This is a genomic window from Pseudomonas sp. UBA7500 (genome assembly GCF_002478435.1).
In the GTDB taxonomy this organism is placed as follows: Bacteria; Pseudomonadota; Gammaproteobacteria; order Pseudomonadales; family Pseudomonadaceae; genus Aquipseudomonas; species Aquipseudomonas palmensis.
Genome location: NZ_DLNW01000018.1, coordinates 160,710 through 175,333 on the forward strand (window position 1 = coordinate 160,710; position 14,624 = coordinate 175,333).

13 protein-coding genes and 1 pseudogene are annotated in these 14,624 nt (G+C 67.2%); 2 read left to right on the forward strand and 12 right to left on the reverse strand.

Annotation, left to right across the window (positions count from 1 at the left end):
* The first annotated feature begins 71 nt into the window (after positions 1 to 71).
* Together selD and mnmH are read left to right on the forward strand one after the other, a co-directional pair.
* Complete coding sequence (gene selD, locus B4I46_RS08735) at positions 72 to 1,106, forward strand: selenide, water dikinase SelD (RefSeq protein WP_043860242.1); 1,035 nt, start codon at positions 72 to 74, stop codon at positions 1,104 to 1,106.
* Positions 1,106 to 2,203 (forward strand): tRNA 2-selenouridine(34) synthase MnmH, encoded by a 1,098-nt coding sequence (gene mnmH / locus B4I46_RS08740; RefSeq protein WP_054914408.1) that lies wholly within the window; start codon positions 1,106 to 1,108, stop codon positions 2,201 to 2,203. Before selD ends, mnmH begins: the two co-directional genes overlap by 1 nt.
* A gap of 39 nt (positions 2,204 to 2,242) precedes the next feature.
* Here the strand turns inward: mnmH and B4I46_RS08745 are convergent, their stop codons facing one another.
* The 12 genes and pseudogenes from B4I46_RS08745 to B4I46_RS08800 form a co-directional block, all read right to left on the reverse strand.
* Entirely contained in the window at positions 2,243 to 3,295 is a 1,053-nt protein-coding gene (locus B4I46_RS08745; RefSeq protein WP_054914409.1) for a permease, read from the reverse strand.
* Positions 3,296 to 3,352: 57 nt separating this feature from the next.
* Positions 3,353 to 4,432, reverse strand: coding sequence for a lipocalin-like domain-containing protein (locus tag B4I46_RS08750; RefSeq protein WP_286899668.1), 1,080 nt, complete (start codon positions 4,430 to 4,432; stop codon positions 3,353 to 3,355).
* The gene (locus B4I46_RS08755; RefSeq protein ID WP_286899712.1) at positions 4,422 to 6,152 is read right to left on the reverse strand and encodes a LysR substrate-binding domain-containing protein; all 1,731 of its coding nucleotides are present in this window, start codon (positions 6,150 to 6,152) and stop codon (positions 4,422 to 4,424) included. Before B4I46_RS08755 ends, B4I46_RS08750 begins: the two co-directional genes overlap by 11 nt.
* Positions 6,144 to 6,320 (reverse strand): annotated as a pseudogene (locus B4I46_RS08760) (helix-turn-helix domain-containing protein); the annotation flags it as partial. The pseudogene B4I46_RS08760 and the gene B4I46_RS08755, both read right to left, overlap by 9 nt.
* A gap of 19 nt (positions 6,321 to 6,339) precedes the next feature.
* Positions 6,340 to 6,885, reverse strand: a complete 546-nt coding sequence (recO, locus tag B4I46_RS08765; RefSeq protein ID WP_286899670.1) for a DNA repair protein RecO — start codon at positions 6,883 to 6,885, stop codon at positions 6,340 to 6,342.
* Between the two features lie 34 nt (positions 6,886 to 6,919).
* On the reverse strand, positions 6,920 to 7,810 hold the full coding sequence (gene era, locus B4I46_RS08770; protein WP_006389299.1) for a GTPase Era: 891 nt from the start codon (positions 7,808 to 7,810) through the stop codon (positions 6,920 to 6,922).
* The gene (gene rnc, locus B4I46_RS08775; protein ID WP_349681952.1) at positions 7,807 to 8,574 is read right to left on the reverse strand and encodes a ribonuclease III; all 768 of its coding nucleotides are present in this window, start codon (positions 8,572 to 8,574) and stop codon (positions 7,807 to 7,809) included. The genes era and rnc overlap by 4 nt, the downstream gene beginning before the upstream one ends.
* The gene (gene lepB, locus B4I46_RS08780; RefSeq protein ID WP_020924690.1) at positions 8,571 to 9,455 is read right to left on the reverse strand and encodes a signal peptidase I; all 885 of its coding nucleotides are present in this window, start codon (positions 9,453 to 9,455) and stop codon (positions 8,571 to 8,573) included. Before lepB ends, rnc begins: the two co-directional genes overlap by 4 nt.
* A 22-nt stretch (positions 9,456 to 9,477) precedes the next feature.
* Positions 9,478 to 11,271, reverse strand: a complete 1,794-nt coding sequence (lepA, locus tag B4I46_RS08785) for a translation elongation factor 4 (protein ID WP_006389296.1) — start codon at positions 11,269 to 11,271, stop codon at positions 9,478 to 9,480.
* A gap of 225 nt (positions 11,272 to 11,496) precedes the next feature.
* Positions 11,497 to 12,987 carry a DegQ family serine endoprotease gene (locus B4I46_RS08790; protein WP_047992211.1) on the reverse strand — a complete coding sequence of 497 codons (1,491 nt, stop codon included), beginning with the start codon at positions 12,985 to 12,987 and terminating at the stop codon, positions 11,497 to 11,499.
* A 40-nt stretch (positions 12,988 to 13,027) separates the two neighbouring features.
* Positions 13,028 to 14,104 (reverse strand): MucB/RseB C-terminal domain-containing protein, encoded by a 1,077-nt coding sequence (locus tag B4I46_RS08795; protein ID WP_047992210.1) that lies wholly within the window; start codon positions 14,102 to 14,104, stop codon positions 13,028 to 13,030.
* A complete protein-coding gene (locus B4I46_RS08800; RefSeq protein WP_047992209.1) occupies positions 14,104 to 14,613 on the reverse strand; it encodes a sigma-E factor negative regulatory protein in 510 nt (169 codons plus the stop codon). Before B4I46_RS08800 ends, B4I46_RS08795 begins: the two co-directional genes overlap by 1 nt.
* Positions 14,614 to 14,624: the final 11 nt, after the last annotated feature.

The window sequence follows — 14,624 nt, forward strand, 5'->3', positions numbered from 1 at the left end:
GTAGCCACCATCACGTAGCGCCCCCGGGTCCCCTGCCTTAGACTCAGGGGCTTGAACCCGGGGGACAACCGATGAACGAACCAGTACGCCTTACCCAGTACAGCCACGGCGCCGGCTGTGGCTGCAAGATTTCACCCAAGGTGCTCGAGGTGATCCTCGCCGGCAGCGGCGCGCAGAACCTCGACCCGCGCCTGTGGGTGGGCAACGCCTCGCGCGACGACGCGGCGGTGTATGCCATCGATGACGAGCGCGGCGTGGTCTCGACCACCGACTTCTTCATGCCCATCGTCGACGACCCCTTCGATTTCGGCCGCATTGCGGCCACCAACGCCATCAGCGACATCTACGCCATGGGCGGCGACCCGCTGATGGCCATCGCCATCCTGGGCTGGCCAGTCAACGTGCTGGCCCCGGAGATCGCCCGCGAGGTGATCCGCGGCGGGCGCGCGGTGTGCGATGCGGCCGGCATTCCCCTGGCCGGCGGGCATTCGATCGACGCCCCCGAGCCGATCTTCGGCCTGGCGGTCACCGGCATCGTCGACAAGCGCCACATCAAGCGCAACGACACCGCCACCGTCGGCTGCCAGCTGTACCTGACCAAGCCGCTGGGCATCGGCGTGCTCACCACGGCGGAGAAGAAGGGCCTGCTGCGCGCCGAAGACGTGGGCCTGGCGCGTGACCAGATGTGCACCCTCAACCGTATCGGCAGCCAGATCGCGCGCCTGGAGGGGGTCAAGGCCATGACCGACGTCACCGGCTTCGGCCTGCTCGGGCACCTGGTGGAAATGGCCGATGGCAGCGGCGTGACCGCGCGCCTGGAAGCGGCGCAGGTACCGCGCCTGGCCAGTGTCGAGCACTACATCGAGCAGGGTTGCGTACCCGGTGGCACGCTGCGCAACTTCGACAGCTATGGCGAGCGCATCGGCCCGTTGAGCGAGGCGCACAAGCTGCTGTTGTGCGACCCGCAGACCAGTGGCGGGCTGCTGGTGGCGGTGGCGCCCGAAGGGCAGGCGGCGTTTCTCGAGCTGACGCAGGCACAGGGCCTGGCGCTGACGCCGATCGGCACGCTGGTGGCGCGCGGCACCCATGCGGTCGAGGTGTGTTGATGCACGACGACTGCACCGACTACCGTTCGATCTTTCTCGACGATGTGCCCCTGATGGATGTGCGCGCACCGGTCGAGTTCGACAAGGGCGCGTTCACCCACGCCAGCAATCTGCCGTTGATGAACGACGACGAGCGCCAGCAGGTGGGCACCTGCTACAAGCAGCATGGCCAGCAGGCGGCAATGGTGCTCGGGCACCAGCTGGTGTCCGGGGCGCTGCGCCAGGCCCGTATCCAGGCCTGGGCGCAGTTCGCCCGGGCCAACCCCGATGGCCTGCTGTACTGCTTTCGCGGTGGCCTGCGTTCGCAGATCACCCAGCAGTGGCTGCGCGATGAGGCCGGTATCCGCTACCGGCGCGTAGGCGGGGGCTACAAGGCCTTGCGCACGTTTCTGCTGGAGGTTGGCGACCAGGCCGTGGCGCAGTGCGATTTCGTGCTGCTGGGCGGCATGACCGGCACCGGCAAGACCGAGGCGCTGGCGCAGCTGGACAATGCGCTGGACCTGGAGCGGCACGCCAACCACCGTGGCTCCAGCTTCGGCCGGCATGCCACTGCGCAGCCGGCGCAGATCGGTTTTGAAAACACCCTGGCGGTGGACCTGCTGAAAAAGCGCAACGCCGGCATCGAGCAGTTCGTGCTCGAGGACGAGGGGCGCATGATCGGCAGCCGCGCGGTGCCGCTGGGCCTGTACCGGCGCATGCAGCAGGCGCCGCTGGTGTGGCTCGAAGACAGCCTGGAATGCCGCGTGCAACGAATCCTGCAGGACTATGTGATCGACCTGTGCGCCGAGTTCGTGCTGGCCCACGGGCCGGAGCAGGGCTTCGAGCACTTTGCCGGGCGGCTGCGCGAGAGCCTGTCGGGCATTGTCCGGCGCCTGGGTGGCGAGCGTTACCAGCGCCTGGCGGCGGCGATGGACGCGGCGTTGCAGGTGCAGCGTGCGAGCGGCGCGGTGGAGCTGCACCGTGCGTGGATCGAGGGCCTGCTGAGCGAGTACTACGACCCGATGTACGCCTACCAGCGCGATGCCAAGGCGGCGCGCATCGAGTTCGCCGGCGATCGGGCCGCGGTGCTGGCCTACCTGCGCGAAAGGCGGCTGTAGGCACCTGTGCCGGTGCTGTGGGGGCGGTACACGCCGGCCCTAGAGCACCAGCAGCGCAACCAGCCCGCTGAGCACCCCCACCAGCATCGTCAGCAGCGCAACCCACACCAGTACCCGCGTATCGAAGGAGGTGCGCAGCATCAGCAGTGACGGCAGGCTCACGCTGGGCAAGGTCATCAGCAATGCCACCGCCGGCGCGGTGCCCAGCCCCAGGGCCATCAGCGTCTGCACGATCGGGATTTCCGCCGCCGTCGGGATCACGAACAGCGTGCCGACCACCGCCAGCGGTACCAGCCACACCAGCCCTGAACCCATGCCGCCCTCGACATGCGGAAACAGCCACACCCGCGCCGCGCCCAGTACCAGCACGGCCAGCACATAGATCGGGATGGTGGTCCAGAACAGCTGCCACAGGGTTTTCATCCAGCGTGCCAGCAGGCTGCCGGGCACCGGGGTACTGGCCACATTGGCCGCGTCCACCGCGGGTTCGGGCAGTACGTCCGGGCGCGAGATGCGCTGGGCGAACAGCGACACCCCCACCACCAGCACCACACCCGCCACCAGGCGCAGGGCACTGAACTCCCAGCCCAGCACGAAGCCCATGAACACCAGCGTGGCCGGGTTGAGCACCGGGTTGGCGATCCAGAACGCCAGCGCCGCGCCTACCGACACATTCTGCCGACGCAGCCCGGCAGCCACCGGTGCCGCGCAGCAACTGCACATCATGCCCGGCAGGGCGAACAGGCCGCCACGCAGGGTCGAGCCCAGCCCGGCCTTGCCGAACAGGCGCAGCAGCCAGTCCCGCGGTATCAGCACCTGAACCAGCGAGCCGAGGATCACCGCCAGCAGCGCCGCCTTCCAGATGGCCAGGAAGTACACCTGGGCATACGCCAGCGCTGCCGTCAGCGGTGCGTACTGGTGATCGTCCAGGATCGAGGCGCCGATGCTGTGGCTGTCGGCGGCAACAAACGACTTGGCGTAGTAGGGCGACCATTTCACGTAGTACAGGCCGATGGCGGCCACCAGCAGGAACGCCAGCGGTTTGCACCACTGCGTCCAGCCACGGGGGGCGGAAGTAGACAGGCCAGGCATGGTGCAACTCCAGGCAAGGGGGCGTTCAGGCAAGAATAGCCGCTGCGTCGGTGGCGCTCAGCGCGAATAGCCGGTCATTTCCAGGTAGCCACGCCCGGCCGTGCTGCCCTGTACCTTCACCGGGCCTTCCCAGTAGGGAAAGCGGGTGCCCATCCAGGCCTGCGGCACCAGGGCGTCGACCTCGATGTCCAGCTGCCGGTCGGGCACCTGCACCCGCCAGCGCGTGGGCACCTGCGGGCCGTCGACCAGTTGGGTGCGGGCCAGCGGCTCAAGTACGATCTGCGCACCGTTGAGCGCGGTGCTGCTGCCGTCGGCGGCAATCCAGGTGCCTGCCCGGTACGGTTGTGCATCGGTCTGACGGACCTGGAACAGCATCAGCCGCGTGCCGTTGTCCAGGTGCAGCGAAAACCAGTCCCAACCGTGCTGGTCGGGGGCCAGCGGCTGGCTGCTCCATTCGCGGTCGAGCCAGGCGTTGCCGGTCACCTCGACGCGCCGGCCCTCGTGCTGTACTTCACCGCGCACGGCATAGAACGGCTGGCTGTAGTAATACGACGCCTGGCCCTGGCCGGACTTCTCGCTGTAGCCCTGATCGCCCTGCAGCACCAGGGGCTGCTGGCTGCTCAGTTGCAGGTCGTAGCTGAAGCCGTTGCCGCCTGCGCGCATCTGCAACTGCTCGATGCCTTGGCCGCCCACCGCCTGCAGCGACCAGTCGTCGATCCAGGCCTTGAACGGTTGCGCCTGCACGTCCGCCTGGCCGACACCGCCACGCGCCAGCGTTTCACTGAACTGATGGCCAAACGGCCCGCTCAACGCCGCGTGCCCCAGCCATACGGCGGGGCTGGCCCAGCCCGGCTGTTCGGCGCCGGGGCGCAGCGCCGAACGGAACAGGGTCCATTGCGCACCCCAGTCGCGGCCCTGTGCATCGCGCAGGTTGGCGGTCACATACCACCATTCGATGCGATACCCCGCATGGGCGCCGTGGTCACGCGGGAACTGCAACGGTTGGCCGCGCACCACCGGGGCAAAGGCTGCGGCGTCCTGGCCCAGGCCGGCAAAACCGGCGGGTGGCGGTGGCGAGGGGTCGCAGGCGCCCAGCAGCAGGCACAGCAGCAGGACGCCCCAGTGTCTAGGTTCCATCGGCATAGTGCCTCAGCAGTTCGGCGGGCTGGCGGCGGGCCAGTTGCCACAGGGGCCCGGCGGCGGCGAGCAGGGCGGTGAACAGGCCCAGCAGCGCCAGTTGCAGCAGCTGGCCAGGGAACACCTGCAACGGCAGGCGCCAGCCGAACGCCTGCACGTTGACCACCGCCACCAGGCACCAGGCCAGCAGCAGGCCCAGGGGAATTGCCAGCAGCACGGTCAGGCTGGCCAGCAGCAGCGTCTGCCCCAGCGACAGCCAGGCCAGGTGCTGGCGCCTGACGCCCAGTGCCCATAGCGGCGCCAACTGGCCGAGCCGGCTCTGGCCCAGGGTCAAAAGGCTGATCAACAGGGCCACGCCGGCCACGCCCAGGATCAGGCTGTTGAGTGCGGCGGTGGCGGCGAAGGTGCGCTCGAACACCTCCACCGACCAGCGCCTGAGGGTGCGCTGGTCCACCAGCCGGGTGCCGTCCAGCGCATAGCGTTGCTGCAGCGCGGCCTTGAGCGTCGCCACCTGCTCGCCCGCCACGCGCAGGTTGAGGGTGTTGAGCGTGGCCTCGGGCCAGGTGCGCCGCAGCCAGTCGGCGTTCACCAGCACCTGCCCGCGCGGGTTGCCGTAGTCGGCGTATACGGCCACCACGTCAAGGGGTGCAGCGCCGGGCAAGCTCAGGCGATCGCCCAGGCCCAGCGCCAGGCGCCGTGCCAACTGTTCGCTGAGCATCGCCCCGGCGCCGCTGGCCAACTGGCGCCACGCTTCGCTGCGCTGTTCGAGCAACGGCCAGTGCTGCGCGTAGGCCGGGTGGTCGATCACCCCCTGCACCTGCACCGGGGCGCCGCCCACGCGCACTTCGGTGCGCCACTGCGCGAGCACGGCGCGCACCCCTGGCTGGGTGGGTAGCCAGGCCGCGATGGCCAGGCCCTGGGCGGTGTCATGCGGGGTCACGTAGAGCTCGGCCGACAGCTGTTGATCGAGCCAGCCCAGAAAGGTCTGGCGGAACCCGGACGTCATGCTGCCCACCCCGACGCTGGCGGCCAGCGCCAGCAGCAACGCCATCAGCGCCAGTGCCAGGGCCGGCAGTTGCTGGCGGCTGTCGGCCACGAACCACTGCGCCAGCGGCCGGTGGCACAGCCCCGCGGCCTCCAGCCCCACGGCCGTGGCGGGGTTGGCGATGCCAACGCCGTGTCCCGCCAGCGCCAGGTGGCACACGGTGCTCGAATACGGCGTCTCGATCGCGATCTTCAGCCCCAGGCCGGCCTGCAGCAACAGCGCGTCCAGGCGCTGGCGCGAGGCGTCCTCCGCATTGAGCGCAATCACATCGGCTTCGGCCAGTTGGGCCAGGCCGACCTGCTGCAGACGCGCCAGGGGATGCCCATCGGGAAATACCGCCACCGCCCGCAGGCTTGCCAGGCGATGGCCGCGCAGGCCTTCGAGTTCGGACTCATCGGCGACCGCGGCCAGGTCCAGCTCGCCCGATACCACCATGTCGCGCAAGGTATTCGAATCGCGGATCTGCAGGTACAGCGGCGTATCGGGATAGCGCTGGCGAAAACGCGTGATCGCGTCGCTGACGATCGCGCCGCTGTAGGCATGGATACAGCCGATGCGCAGGCGCGGCTGGGCCGCGCCGCGGATGGCGCGGATCTTGCGGCCCAGGGTTTCCAGGCCCACGTTCAGGCGGCGGATTTCCTCGTACAGCAGCGTGGCCTCGGGGGTGCGCTGCATGCGCTGGCGCACGCGTTCGAACAGGCGCAGTTCAATCGCGGCTTCGAGCGCGGCCAGGGTGGCGCTGACGGTGGCCGGCGACACATCCAGGCGCCGGGCCGCGGCGGTGACGCTCTCCGTTTCATAGACGGTGCGGAAAGTCTCGACCTGTTTGAGCGTGAAGGTCATGGCCGGGCGCGCCGCGGGTTCAGATGCGTTGCAGATCCATCAGCACCCGGCGCGTGGCCAGGGGCCGGCCCGCCAGGTTCTCGGCCAGCCGCTCGCGCAGATCGCGGCGCAGCGCCGGCTCGATGACGGGGTCGTCGAAGTCGGGCTCGGCCTCGTCCACGCCATAGCCGGTTTCGCGCAGCAGCGTCCATTCGAAGCGGCGCAAGGCGCCGGCCGCGCGCGTGCCGCCCGACAACTGCTGCAAGGCCATGTCGTAGGCGTCGAACAGCAGGGGATGGGCGTCTTCGCGCGGCAACAGCCGCAGCAACAGTTCATTCATGTACCAAGCCGACATCAGGGCAGTGCCGTTCAGGGCGCGCACGCCCATGATCTCGGCGCGGGTCAGGGTCTTGACCTCGCCGTTGCCGGTCCAGGACAGCAGCAGCGGCTGGAACGCCGACAACACCGGACGCAGCACGGAATACGGGCGCTTGGCGCCCTTGGCGACCATGGCCACACAGCCGTGGTCGCGCGAGAAAGTCTGAACGATGAGGGACGTCTCGCGCCACGCCGTGGCGTGGAGCATGTATCCCGGGCGGTCCTGGACGCGAGGCGCCCGTCTACTCATAGCCCAGGTCGCGCAGCGCACTCTCGCGGTCGGACCAGCCCTTGCGCACCTTGATGTAGATCTCCAGGTGCACCGGCTTGTCCAGCAGCTTGGCGATGTCCTGCCGCGCCTCGGAGGCGATGCGTTTCATGTGCATGCCGCCGGTGCCCAGCAGGATGGGCTTGTGGCTGTCGCGCTCCACCACGACGCAGGCGGCGATGCGCGCGCCCTTGTCGGTCTCTTCCCATTGCTCGATCACGACCGTACAGCCGTAGGGCAGTTCGTCGCCCACCAGGCGGAAGATCTTCTCGCGCACCAATTCGGCCGCGATGAAGCGCATCGGCCGGTCGGTCAGGGTGTCTTCCTCGAACATCGGCTCGCCTTCCGGCAGGCGCGCGGCGATTTCCTGCAGCAGCTGGTCGAGCTGCTGGTTCTTGGTGGCGCTGACCGGCACCACGGCGCCGAACGGATGCAACGCCATGATCTTCGAGACGAAGGCGAACAATTCATCGCGGTTCTTGAGCGCGTCGATCTTGCTGACGGCCAGGATGGTGCGCTCCGGCGCCGGCAGCAACGGCAGCAGCTTGGCGTCGCCCTCCGACCACTTGCCAGCCTCGACCACGTGCACCACCACGTCGACGTCGGCCAGCGCCTGCGTCACCACGCGGTTCATCATGCGGTTCATGGCGCCGCCATGACGCGTCTGGAAGCCCGGCGTATCGACGAACACGAACTGCTCGTGGTCGCGCGTCAGCACCCCGTGGATGCGGTGGCGCGTGGTCTGCGCCTTGCGCGACACGATGGAAATCTTGGAACCGATCAACGCGTTCGTCAGCGTGGACTTGCCCACGTTGGGGCGGCCCACGATGGCCACGAAACCGGTACGGAAAGGGGTATCGCTCATTTAGTCTCTTGGGACACTGCCACGGGCAGCGACAACTGCGCGGTCTTGCGCGCCTTGCCCGACTTGCGGGCGGCCTTGGACGCCGGGCTGATGGCCTGCGCCGCCTCCAGCGCCAGCTTGGCGGCCGACTGCTCGGCCGCGCGGCGGCTGGCGCCGGGCGCGTTCACCTTGATCTCGAGCGCCGGAATGGCGCATTCGACCTCGAACTGCTGGCTGTGGGCCGCGCCATGCGTGGCCACCACGGTGTACACGGGCAAGGCCAGCTTGCGGCCTTGCAGGAATTCCTGCAGCAAGGTCTTGGCGTCCTTGCCCAGGGTCTTGGGATCGACCGAGGCCAGCACCGGCTGGTACTGGCGCACGATCACGCGGCGGGCGGCATCGAAACCGGCGTCCAGGAACACGGCGCCGAACAGGGCCTCGACCGTGTCGGCCAGGATCGACGGACGACGGAAACCGCCGCTCTTCAATTCACCCTCGCCCAGGCGCAGGTATTGGGACAGTTCCAGGCGCTGGGCGATATCCGCCAACGAGGCCTGCTTGACCAGATTGGCGCGCAGGCGCGACAGGTCTCCCTCGTCGATTTTCGAATAACGCTCGAACAGCATCGCCGCGACGACGAAGTTGAGCACGGAATCCCCGAGGAACTCCAGGCGCTCGTTGTGGCGCGCACCGTGGCTGCGGTGGGTCAGCGCCTGTTCAAGCAGTGCTGGGTCACCGAAGTGGTGATCCAGCCGGTTTTCTAGCGTGGCTAGCGACATAATCAGTTGAACCGGCCGATGCGGCTGAGATCGCTGAAATTCATCCAGATGAAGAACGCCTTTCCGACGATATTGGATTCCGGCACGAAACCCCAGTATCGGCTGTCGGCGCTGTTGTCCCGATTATCGCCCATGGCGAAGTATTGCCCCTCCGGTACTTTGCAGCGTACCCCATCGCGGGAATATTGGCAGTTCCCGAGGTTGGGAAATTGGTATTGCGGGCGATATTCCTGCGGCCTGCCTTCATCAAGCAGGATATTGTGGCTAACTTCGCCTAATTTTTCTTTATATTGTGCGATATAAGAGACACGGTCGGGTTCGAAATAATCGCCATCCCGCACATGCGTCACCAATTGGCCGTTCACGTACAGCTTTTTGTCGATGTACGCCACTTCGTCGCCCGGCAGGCCCACCACGCGCTTGATGTAGTCGACGTCCGGGTCCACCGGGTAGCGGAACACGAACACGTCGCCGCGCTGCGGCTTGCCGATATCGACCACCTTCTTGTCGATGACCGGAAGGCGCAGGCCGTAGCTGAACTTGTTCACCAGGATCAGATCGCCGGATTGCAGCGTCGGCAGCATCGAACCCGACGGAATGCGGAACGGTTCCACCACGAACGATCGCAGCACGAACACGAACAGGATCACGGGGAAGAAGCTGACCGCGTATTCGATCCACCACGGCACGCGACGGGCCTTGTCGCCGGCCTCGCGCCGCAGGCGCTCGGCTTCTTGCGCATCGCCGATCAGCGCCGCATCGTACTGCGCCATCGCCTCTTGCGCCCGGCGCTCGCGGCCACGCCGCAATACGGCCAGATCGAGCGCCCAGATAATGCCGGTCAGCACCAGCAGAACAAACAGGATCAGGGCAAAGTTCCAACTCATCAGCTAACCGCCTTCTCGGGTTCTATTTGTCTTCCACCTGCAGGATGGCCAGGAAGGCCTCTTGCGGAATTTCCACGGTACCGACCTGCTTCATGCGCTTCTTGCCCGCCTTCTGCTTTTCCAGCAGCTTCTTCTTGCGCGAGATGTCGCCGCCGTAGCACTTGGCCAGCACGTTCTTGCGCAGCGCCTTGACGTTCTCGCGGGCGATGATTTCGGCGCCGATGGCGGCCTGGATCACCACGTCGAACATCTGCCGCGGAATCAGGCCGCGCATGCGCGTCACCACGTCGCGCGCGCGGTGGCGGGCGTTGCTGCGGTGGACGATCACGGCCAGCGCGTCGACGCGGTCGTTGTTGATCAGCAGGTCCACCCGCACCACGTCGGCCGAGCGGTATTCGAGGAACTCATAGTCCATCGAGGCATAGCCGCGCGACACCGACTTGAGCTTGTCGAAGAAGTCCAGCACGATCTCGGCCAGCGGGATCTCGTACACCAGGTGCACCTGGCGGCCGTGATAGCTCATGTTGATCTGCACGCCGCGCTTGTTGTTGCATAGCGTCATCACGGGACCGACGTAGTCCTGCGGCATGAACAGCGTGACCTTCACGATCGGCTCGCGGATATCGGCGATCTTGCCGATTTCCGGCATGCGCGATGGGCTTTCGACGGTGATCACCGAACCATCGCGCTGCTCGACCTCGTACACCACCGACGGCGCGGTGGTGATGATGTCCATGTCGAACTCGCGCTCCAGGCGCTCCTGCACGATCTCCATGTGCAGCAGGCCGAGGAAGCCGCAGCGAAAGCCAAAGCCCAACGCCTGCGACACTTCGGGCTCGAACATCAGCGCGGCGTCGTTCAGCTTGAGCTTCTCGAGCGAATCGCGCAGTTGGTCGTATTCGGAGCTTTCGACCGGGTAGAGGCCGGCGAACACCTGCGGCTTGACTTCCTTGAAGCCGGGCAGCGGCGCGGCCGCAGGCTTGCTCGCGAGCGTCACGGTGTCGCCCACCTTGGCGTCCTCGAGTTGCTTGATGCCGGCGATGATGAAGCCCACCTCGCCCGCCGACAGGTGCGGACGCTGCTGCGACTTGGGCGTGAACACCCCGGTCTGCTCGCACAGGTGGGTGGCGCCGGAAGCCATCAGCAGGATCTTGTCCTTGGGCTTGAGCATGCCGTTGACGATGCGCACCAGCATCACCACGCCCACGTAGTTGTCGAACCACGAATCGATGATCAGCGCCTGCAGCGGCGCCTCGGGATCGCCCTGGGGAGCCGGCACGCGCGCCACGATGGCCTCGAGGATCTCGTCGATGCCCATGCCGGTCTTGGCGCTGGCCAGCACCGCCTGCGAGGCGTCAATGCCGATGACGTCCTCGACCTCCTGGCGCGCGCCGTCCGGATCGGCCTGCGGCAGGTCCATCTTGTTCAGCACCGGCAGCACTTCCACGCCCAGCTCGATGGCGGTGTAGCAGTTGGCCACGGTCTGCGCTTCGACGCCCTGCGAGGCGTCAACCACCAGCAGCGCGCCCTCGCAGGCAGAGAGCGAGCGGCTGACTTCGTACGAGAAGTCGACGTGCCCCGGGGTGTCGATCAGGTTCAGGTTGTAGATCTTGCCGTCCTGCGCCTTGTAGTGCAGGGCGGCCGTCTGGGCCTTGATGGTAATGCCGCGCTCACGCTCGATCTCCATGGAGTCGAGCACCTGGGCCGACATTTCGCGATCCGCCAATCCGCCGCAGCGCTGGATCAGGCGATCGGCCAGGGTCGATTTGCCGTGATCGATGTGGGCAATGATGGAGAAGTTGCGAATATGCTGCATGCTTGAATTTAAAAGGGACGGAACATTCGGCAAACTGCCGGAAGACGCCGCCACCAGGGTAGGCACGGCTGACAGGGTTGCGGCCGGCGCGTCAAGGGCGGATGCCCGCGGTCGCGCCGCCCGGCCGCCCTGCCCGCCCGCGATCGACGGCGGTACGGGCAAAAACGAGGGGGCGCCAGGCGCCCCCCTCTTGCGGCAACCAGCCATTTTAGCCGGTCTTGGGCCTTATTTGCTTGCGGGCACTGCCACCCACTGGGTCTGCTCGCCGCGCCGCACCAGCAGACCGACCGCGCGGCCCTTGTCCAGCTTGCCGACCAGCTCCGCGAACTGTTTGGCTCCGGTGACGTCGGTGTCGTTCAGAGCCAACACAATATCGCCTTCCTGCAGCCCGGCCTTGGCGGCCGCGCCTTCGGCGACCTTGACCTGCACGCCGCCCTTGATACGCAGCTTCTTCTGCACGTCGGCGGGCACGTCCACCACGCCTAGCCCCAGCGCGTTGGTGACTTCCGGCACGGGCGTCGCGCCCTTCTTGCCCGGCACCGCCTTGTCCACGGGAATCTCGCCCACCTTGACCGACAGGGTCATCTTCTTGCCCTTGCGCCACACTTCCATGTCGGCGCGCGTGCCCGGCTTGGTTTCACCGACGATGCGGGGCAGATCGGTCCAGCGCTTGATCGGTTCCTTGTTGAAGGTCAGGATCACGTCGCCCGGCTGCACGCCGGCCTGTTCAGCCGGACCATCGACCTCGACACTGCTCACCAGGGCGCCTTCGGCCTTGGGCAGCCCGATGGCCTCGGCCACGTCCTTGCCCACTTCGCCGATCTGGACGCCCACGCGGCCGCGCGTGACCTTGCCGGTGGCGCGCAGCTGGTCCACCACCCGCATCGCTTCGTCGATGGGGATGGCCAGCGAAATACCCATGAAACCGCCGCTGCGCGAGATGATCTGGGAGTTGATGCCCACCACCTCGCCCGCCAGGTTGATCAGCGGACCGCCCGAATTGCCCGGGTTGACCGCCACGTCCGTCTGGATGAACGGCAGGTATTCGCCCGTATCGCGGCCAATGGCGCTGACGATACCCGACGTGACGGTGGAATCCAGGCCGAACGGCGAGCCGATCGCCAGCACCCACTGACCCTTTTTGAGCTTCTTGGGATCGCCGATCACCAGCGGCGTCATGTCCTTGGCTTCGATCTTGATCAGCGCCACGTCGGTGCGCTCGTCGGTGCCGATGACCTTGGCCTTGAACTCGCGGCCGTCGGTGAGGGTGACGTAGATGTCGGTTGCGTCGCTGACCACGTGGTTGTTGGTCATGATGTAGCCGTCATCCGAGATGAAGAAACCCGAGCCCACGCCACGCGGCACGGTACGCTCCTCGGGTTGCTGCGGCTGCGGACGCTGGCGCGGACCGGGCGCCTGGCCGGGCGGCTGGAAATCGGGACCGAAGAACCAGCGGAACAGCTCGGCGGGATCATTGCCGCCCGGGCCCACTCCGCGGATCGGCACCGTCGCCGTGGTGCGGATGTTCACGACCGCCGGATCGGCCTTCTCGATGATGCTGGTGAAGTCAGGCAGCGCCACCGTCGGAGTCGGCGTGTTGGCCGCGGGGGCCTGCGCCAGGGAGACGGGCGCGAACGCGGCCGACATCAGGAGCCCCGCCGTCGCGGCCGCCAGGAAGCGGCGCAGACCGGGGTTCGACACCATCAATGCTTTCATATGTTGCTCCGAAATCACTTCTTGCCGCGGCGGCCGCGCTTCACTTGGAATCGGCCGCCGGAGCGTTCGTCACGGGTACGTATTCGGTCGCTTCCGCCAATTGTTCCAGCGTCGCCACGGGCACTTCGCCCACGGCCGTCAGCCAGTAGTCGGCGATGCGCGTGCCATACACGGTAATGGAACCGCGCTGCGCCGCGCCAGGCGGAGGATGATGGCCGCGCTGGCTGTCGTAAGGCTCGATGAACACCGAAATGGCCGCCAGTCCATCCGACAGCACCATCTGGTTGACCGTCGCGCCGCGCCCCATCGAGCGCGCCACCTGCATGACCACCACAAAGCCCTTGGGCGCCGGGATGCGCCAACCCTGGGCGCTCAGGTCCACGGACTTCATCGAAGGCTCGAGCACGCGCCAGTCGCGCGTGTTCCAGCGCGACGACAGCGATTGCGGGTCGACGTCGGCTCCCAGGCGCAGGGACGTGAAGGACACCTGCTCGACCACGCCGCGGGCGGCATTGAGGGTCTGGGCCTTCAGCAGCAGATTGGTTTCGACATCGGCACAGAGGCGATAGCCATAGCGCAACTTGTCCAGCGGTTCGATAGTGATCAACCGGCATTCGCGCCCGGCGACGCGGTGCAGCGCCGACTCGGTGCGGATCTTGTAGTGTTCGGTCAGGTTGGCGGGATCGCCCAGCAGCAGCCCAGGGAAGCGATCGCCGCGGCGGCGTTCGAGCAACACCGTTTTGCGCTCGGGGATCAGGCACTGCACGTCTTCGTTGTGGCGCAGGTATTCGCGCGGCTGGCCATCGAGGATCTCGAGGCGCTCGCGCTCGCCGGTGCCGTCGACGACGTGCACCAGGCGCGACGACTGGATCGTCTCGCCCTGCTGATACATGAATACGCCGGCGTAGTCCTGCTTGCGCGCAGCCTGCTGGATGCGCGAGAGCAATTGGACCACGTCATCGCCCTGCTGGGCGGCAGCGGCGTCGGCGGCGCGCGCGGGGTCATGCGCGGCCAGAAAAGCGGTCAGAAGCGTAGCGGCGAACCAGCCGGCGCGGTGGGCCTGCCACGAGGCAGCCCTTCCCAGCACCGGCCAACGGGTCGGAAGCACAAGGGCCATCAGCGCCCCGCTCCGACATCGAACGACACCTGGCGCACCGCGCTGGGGCCGGCCATCTGGCGATGGGCCTCCAGGTAGTCGCTCAGGCCCGAAGTGTCGGTGGAGCCGCCCAGGCTGGCGTCGGCCAGCACGCGGGTTTCGGCGCCCGGATTGCCGCCCGCCAGGTAGGGCTGGGCCACCCAGGCCACCGTGGCGACCGCGGCCGCGACCGCCAGGCCGGACAGGCCCAGGCGCAGCGGCGAACGGCGCCGCGGCGCGGCCACGATCGGCAGCTCGGCATCCAGCGCGCGCGACAGGCGGGCATGGAAACTGGCGCTGGGCGTCAGCGCCAGATCACTGTTGCGCAGGGCATCACCAATAAGGTGATAGGTATCCCAGGTCTGCCGCCCCTCGCGGGTCAACAGGCCGGGAAGAATATCGTCGGTTTCTTCTCCGTCCATCCAGGCGGAAACGGATTCCTCCCAGGAGGACTCCGAGGAAACGACGGACTTGGCTGCTGTAGTCTGCATGACTGCCACTC

Coding starts and splice junctions, on each gene's coding strand:
- selD (WP_043860242.1), top strand. CDS start 72: ATGAACGAACCAGTACGCCTTACCCAGTACAGCCACGGCGCCGGCTGT.
- mnmH (WP_054914408.1), top strand. CDS start 1,106: ATGCACGACGACTGCACCGACTACCGTTCGATCTTTCTCGACGATGTG.
- B4I46_RS08745 (WP_054914409.1), bottom strand. CDS start 3,295: ATGCCTGGCCTGTCTACTTCCGCCCCCCGTGGCTGGACGCAGTGGTGC.
- B4I46_RS08750 (WP_286899668.1), bottom strand. CDS start 4,432: ATGGAACCTAGACACTGGGGCGTCCTGCTGCTGTGCCTGCTGCTGGGC.
- B4I46_RS08755 (WP_286899712.1), bottom strand. CDS start 6,152: ATGCAGCGCACCCCCGAGGCCACGCTGCTGTACGAGGAAATCCGCCGC.
- recO (WP_286899670.1), bottom strand. CDS start 6,885: ATGCTCCACGCCACGGCGTGGCGCGAGACGTCCCTCATCGTTCAGACT.
- era (WP_006389299.1), bottom strand. CDS start 7,810: ATGAGCGATACCCCTTTCCGTACCGGTTTCGTGGCCATCGTGGGCCGC.
- lepB (WP_020924690.1), bottom strand. CDS start 9,455: ATGAGTTGGAACTTTGCCCTGATCCTGTTTGTTCTGCTGGTGCTGACC.
- lepA (WP_006389296.1), bottom strand. CDS start 11,271: ATGCAGCATATTCGCAACTTCTCCATCATTGCCCACATCGATCACGGC.
- B4I46_RS08790 (WP_047992211.1), bottom strand. CDS start 12,987: ATGAAAGCATTGATGGTGTCGAACCCCGGTCTGCGCCGCTTCCTGGCG.
- B4I46_RS08795 (WP_047992210.1), bottom strand. CDS start 14,104: ATGGCCCTTGTGCTTCCGACCCGTTGGCCGGTGCTGGGAAGGGCTGCC.
- B4I46_RS08800 (WP_047992209.1), bottom strand. CDS start 14,613: ATGCAGACTACAGCAGCCAAGTCCGTCGTTTCCTCGGAGTCCTCCTGG.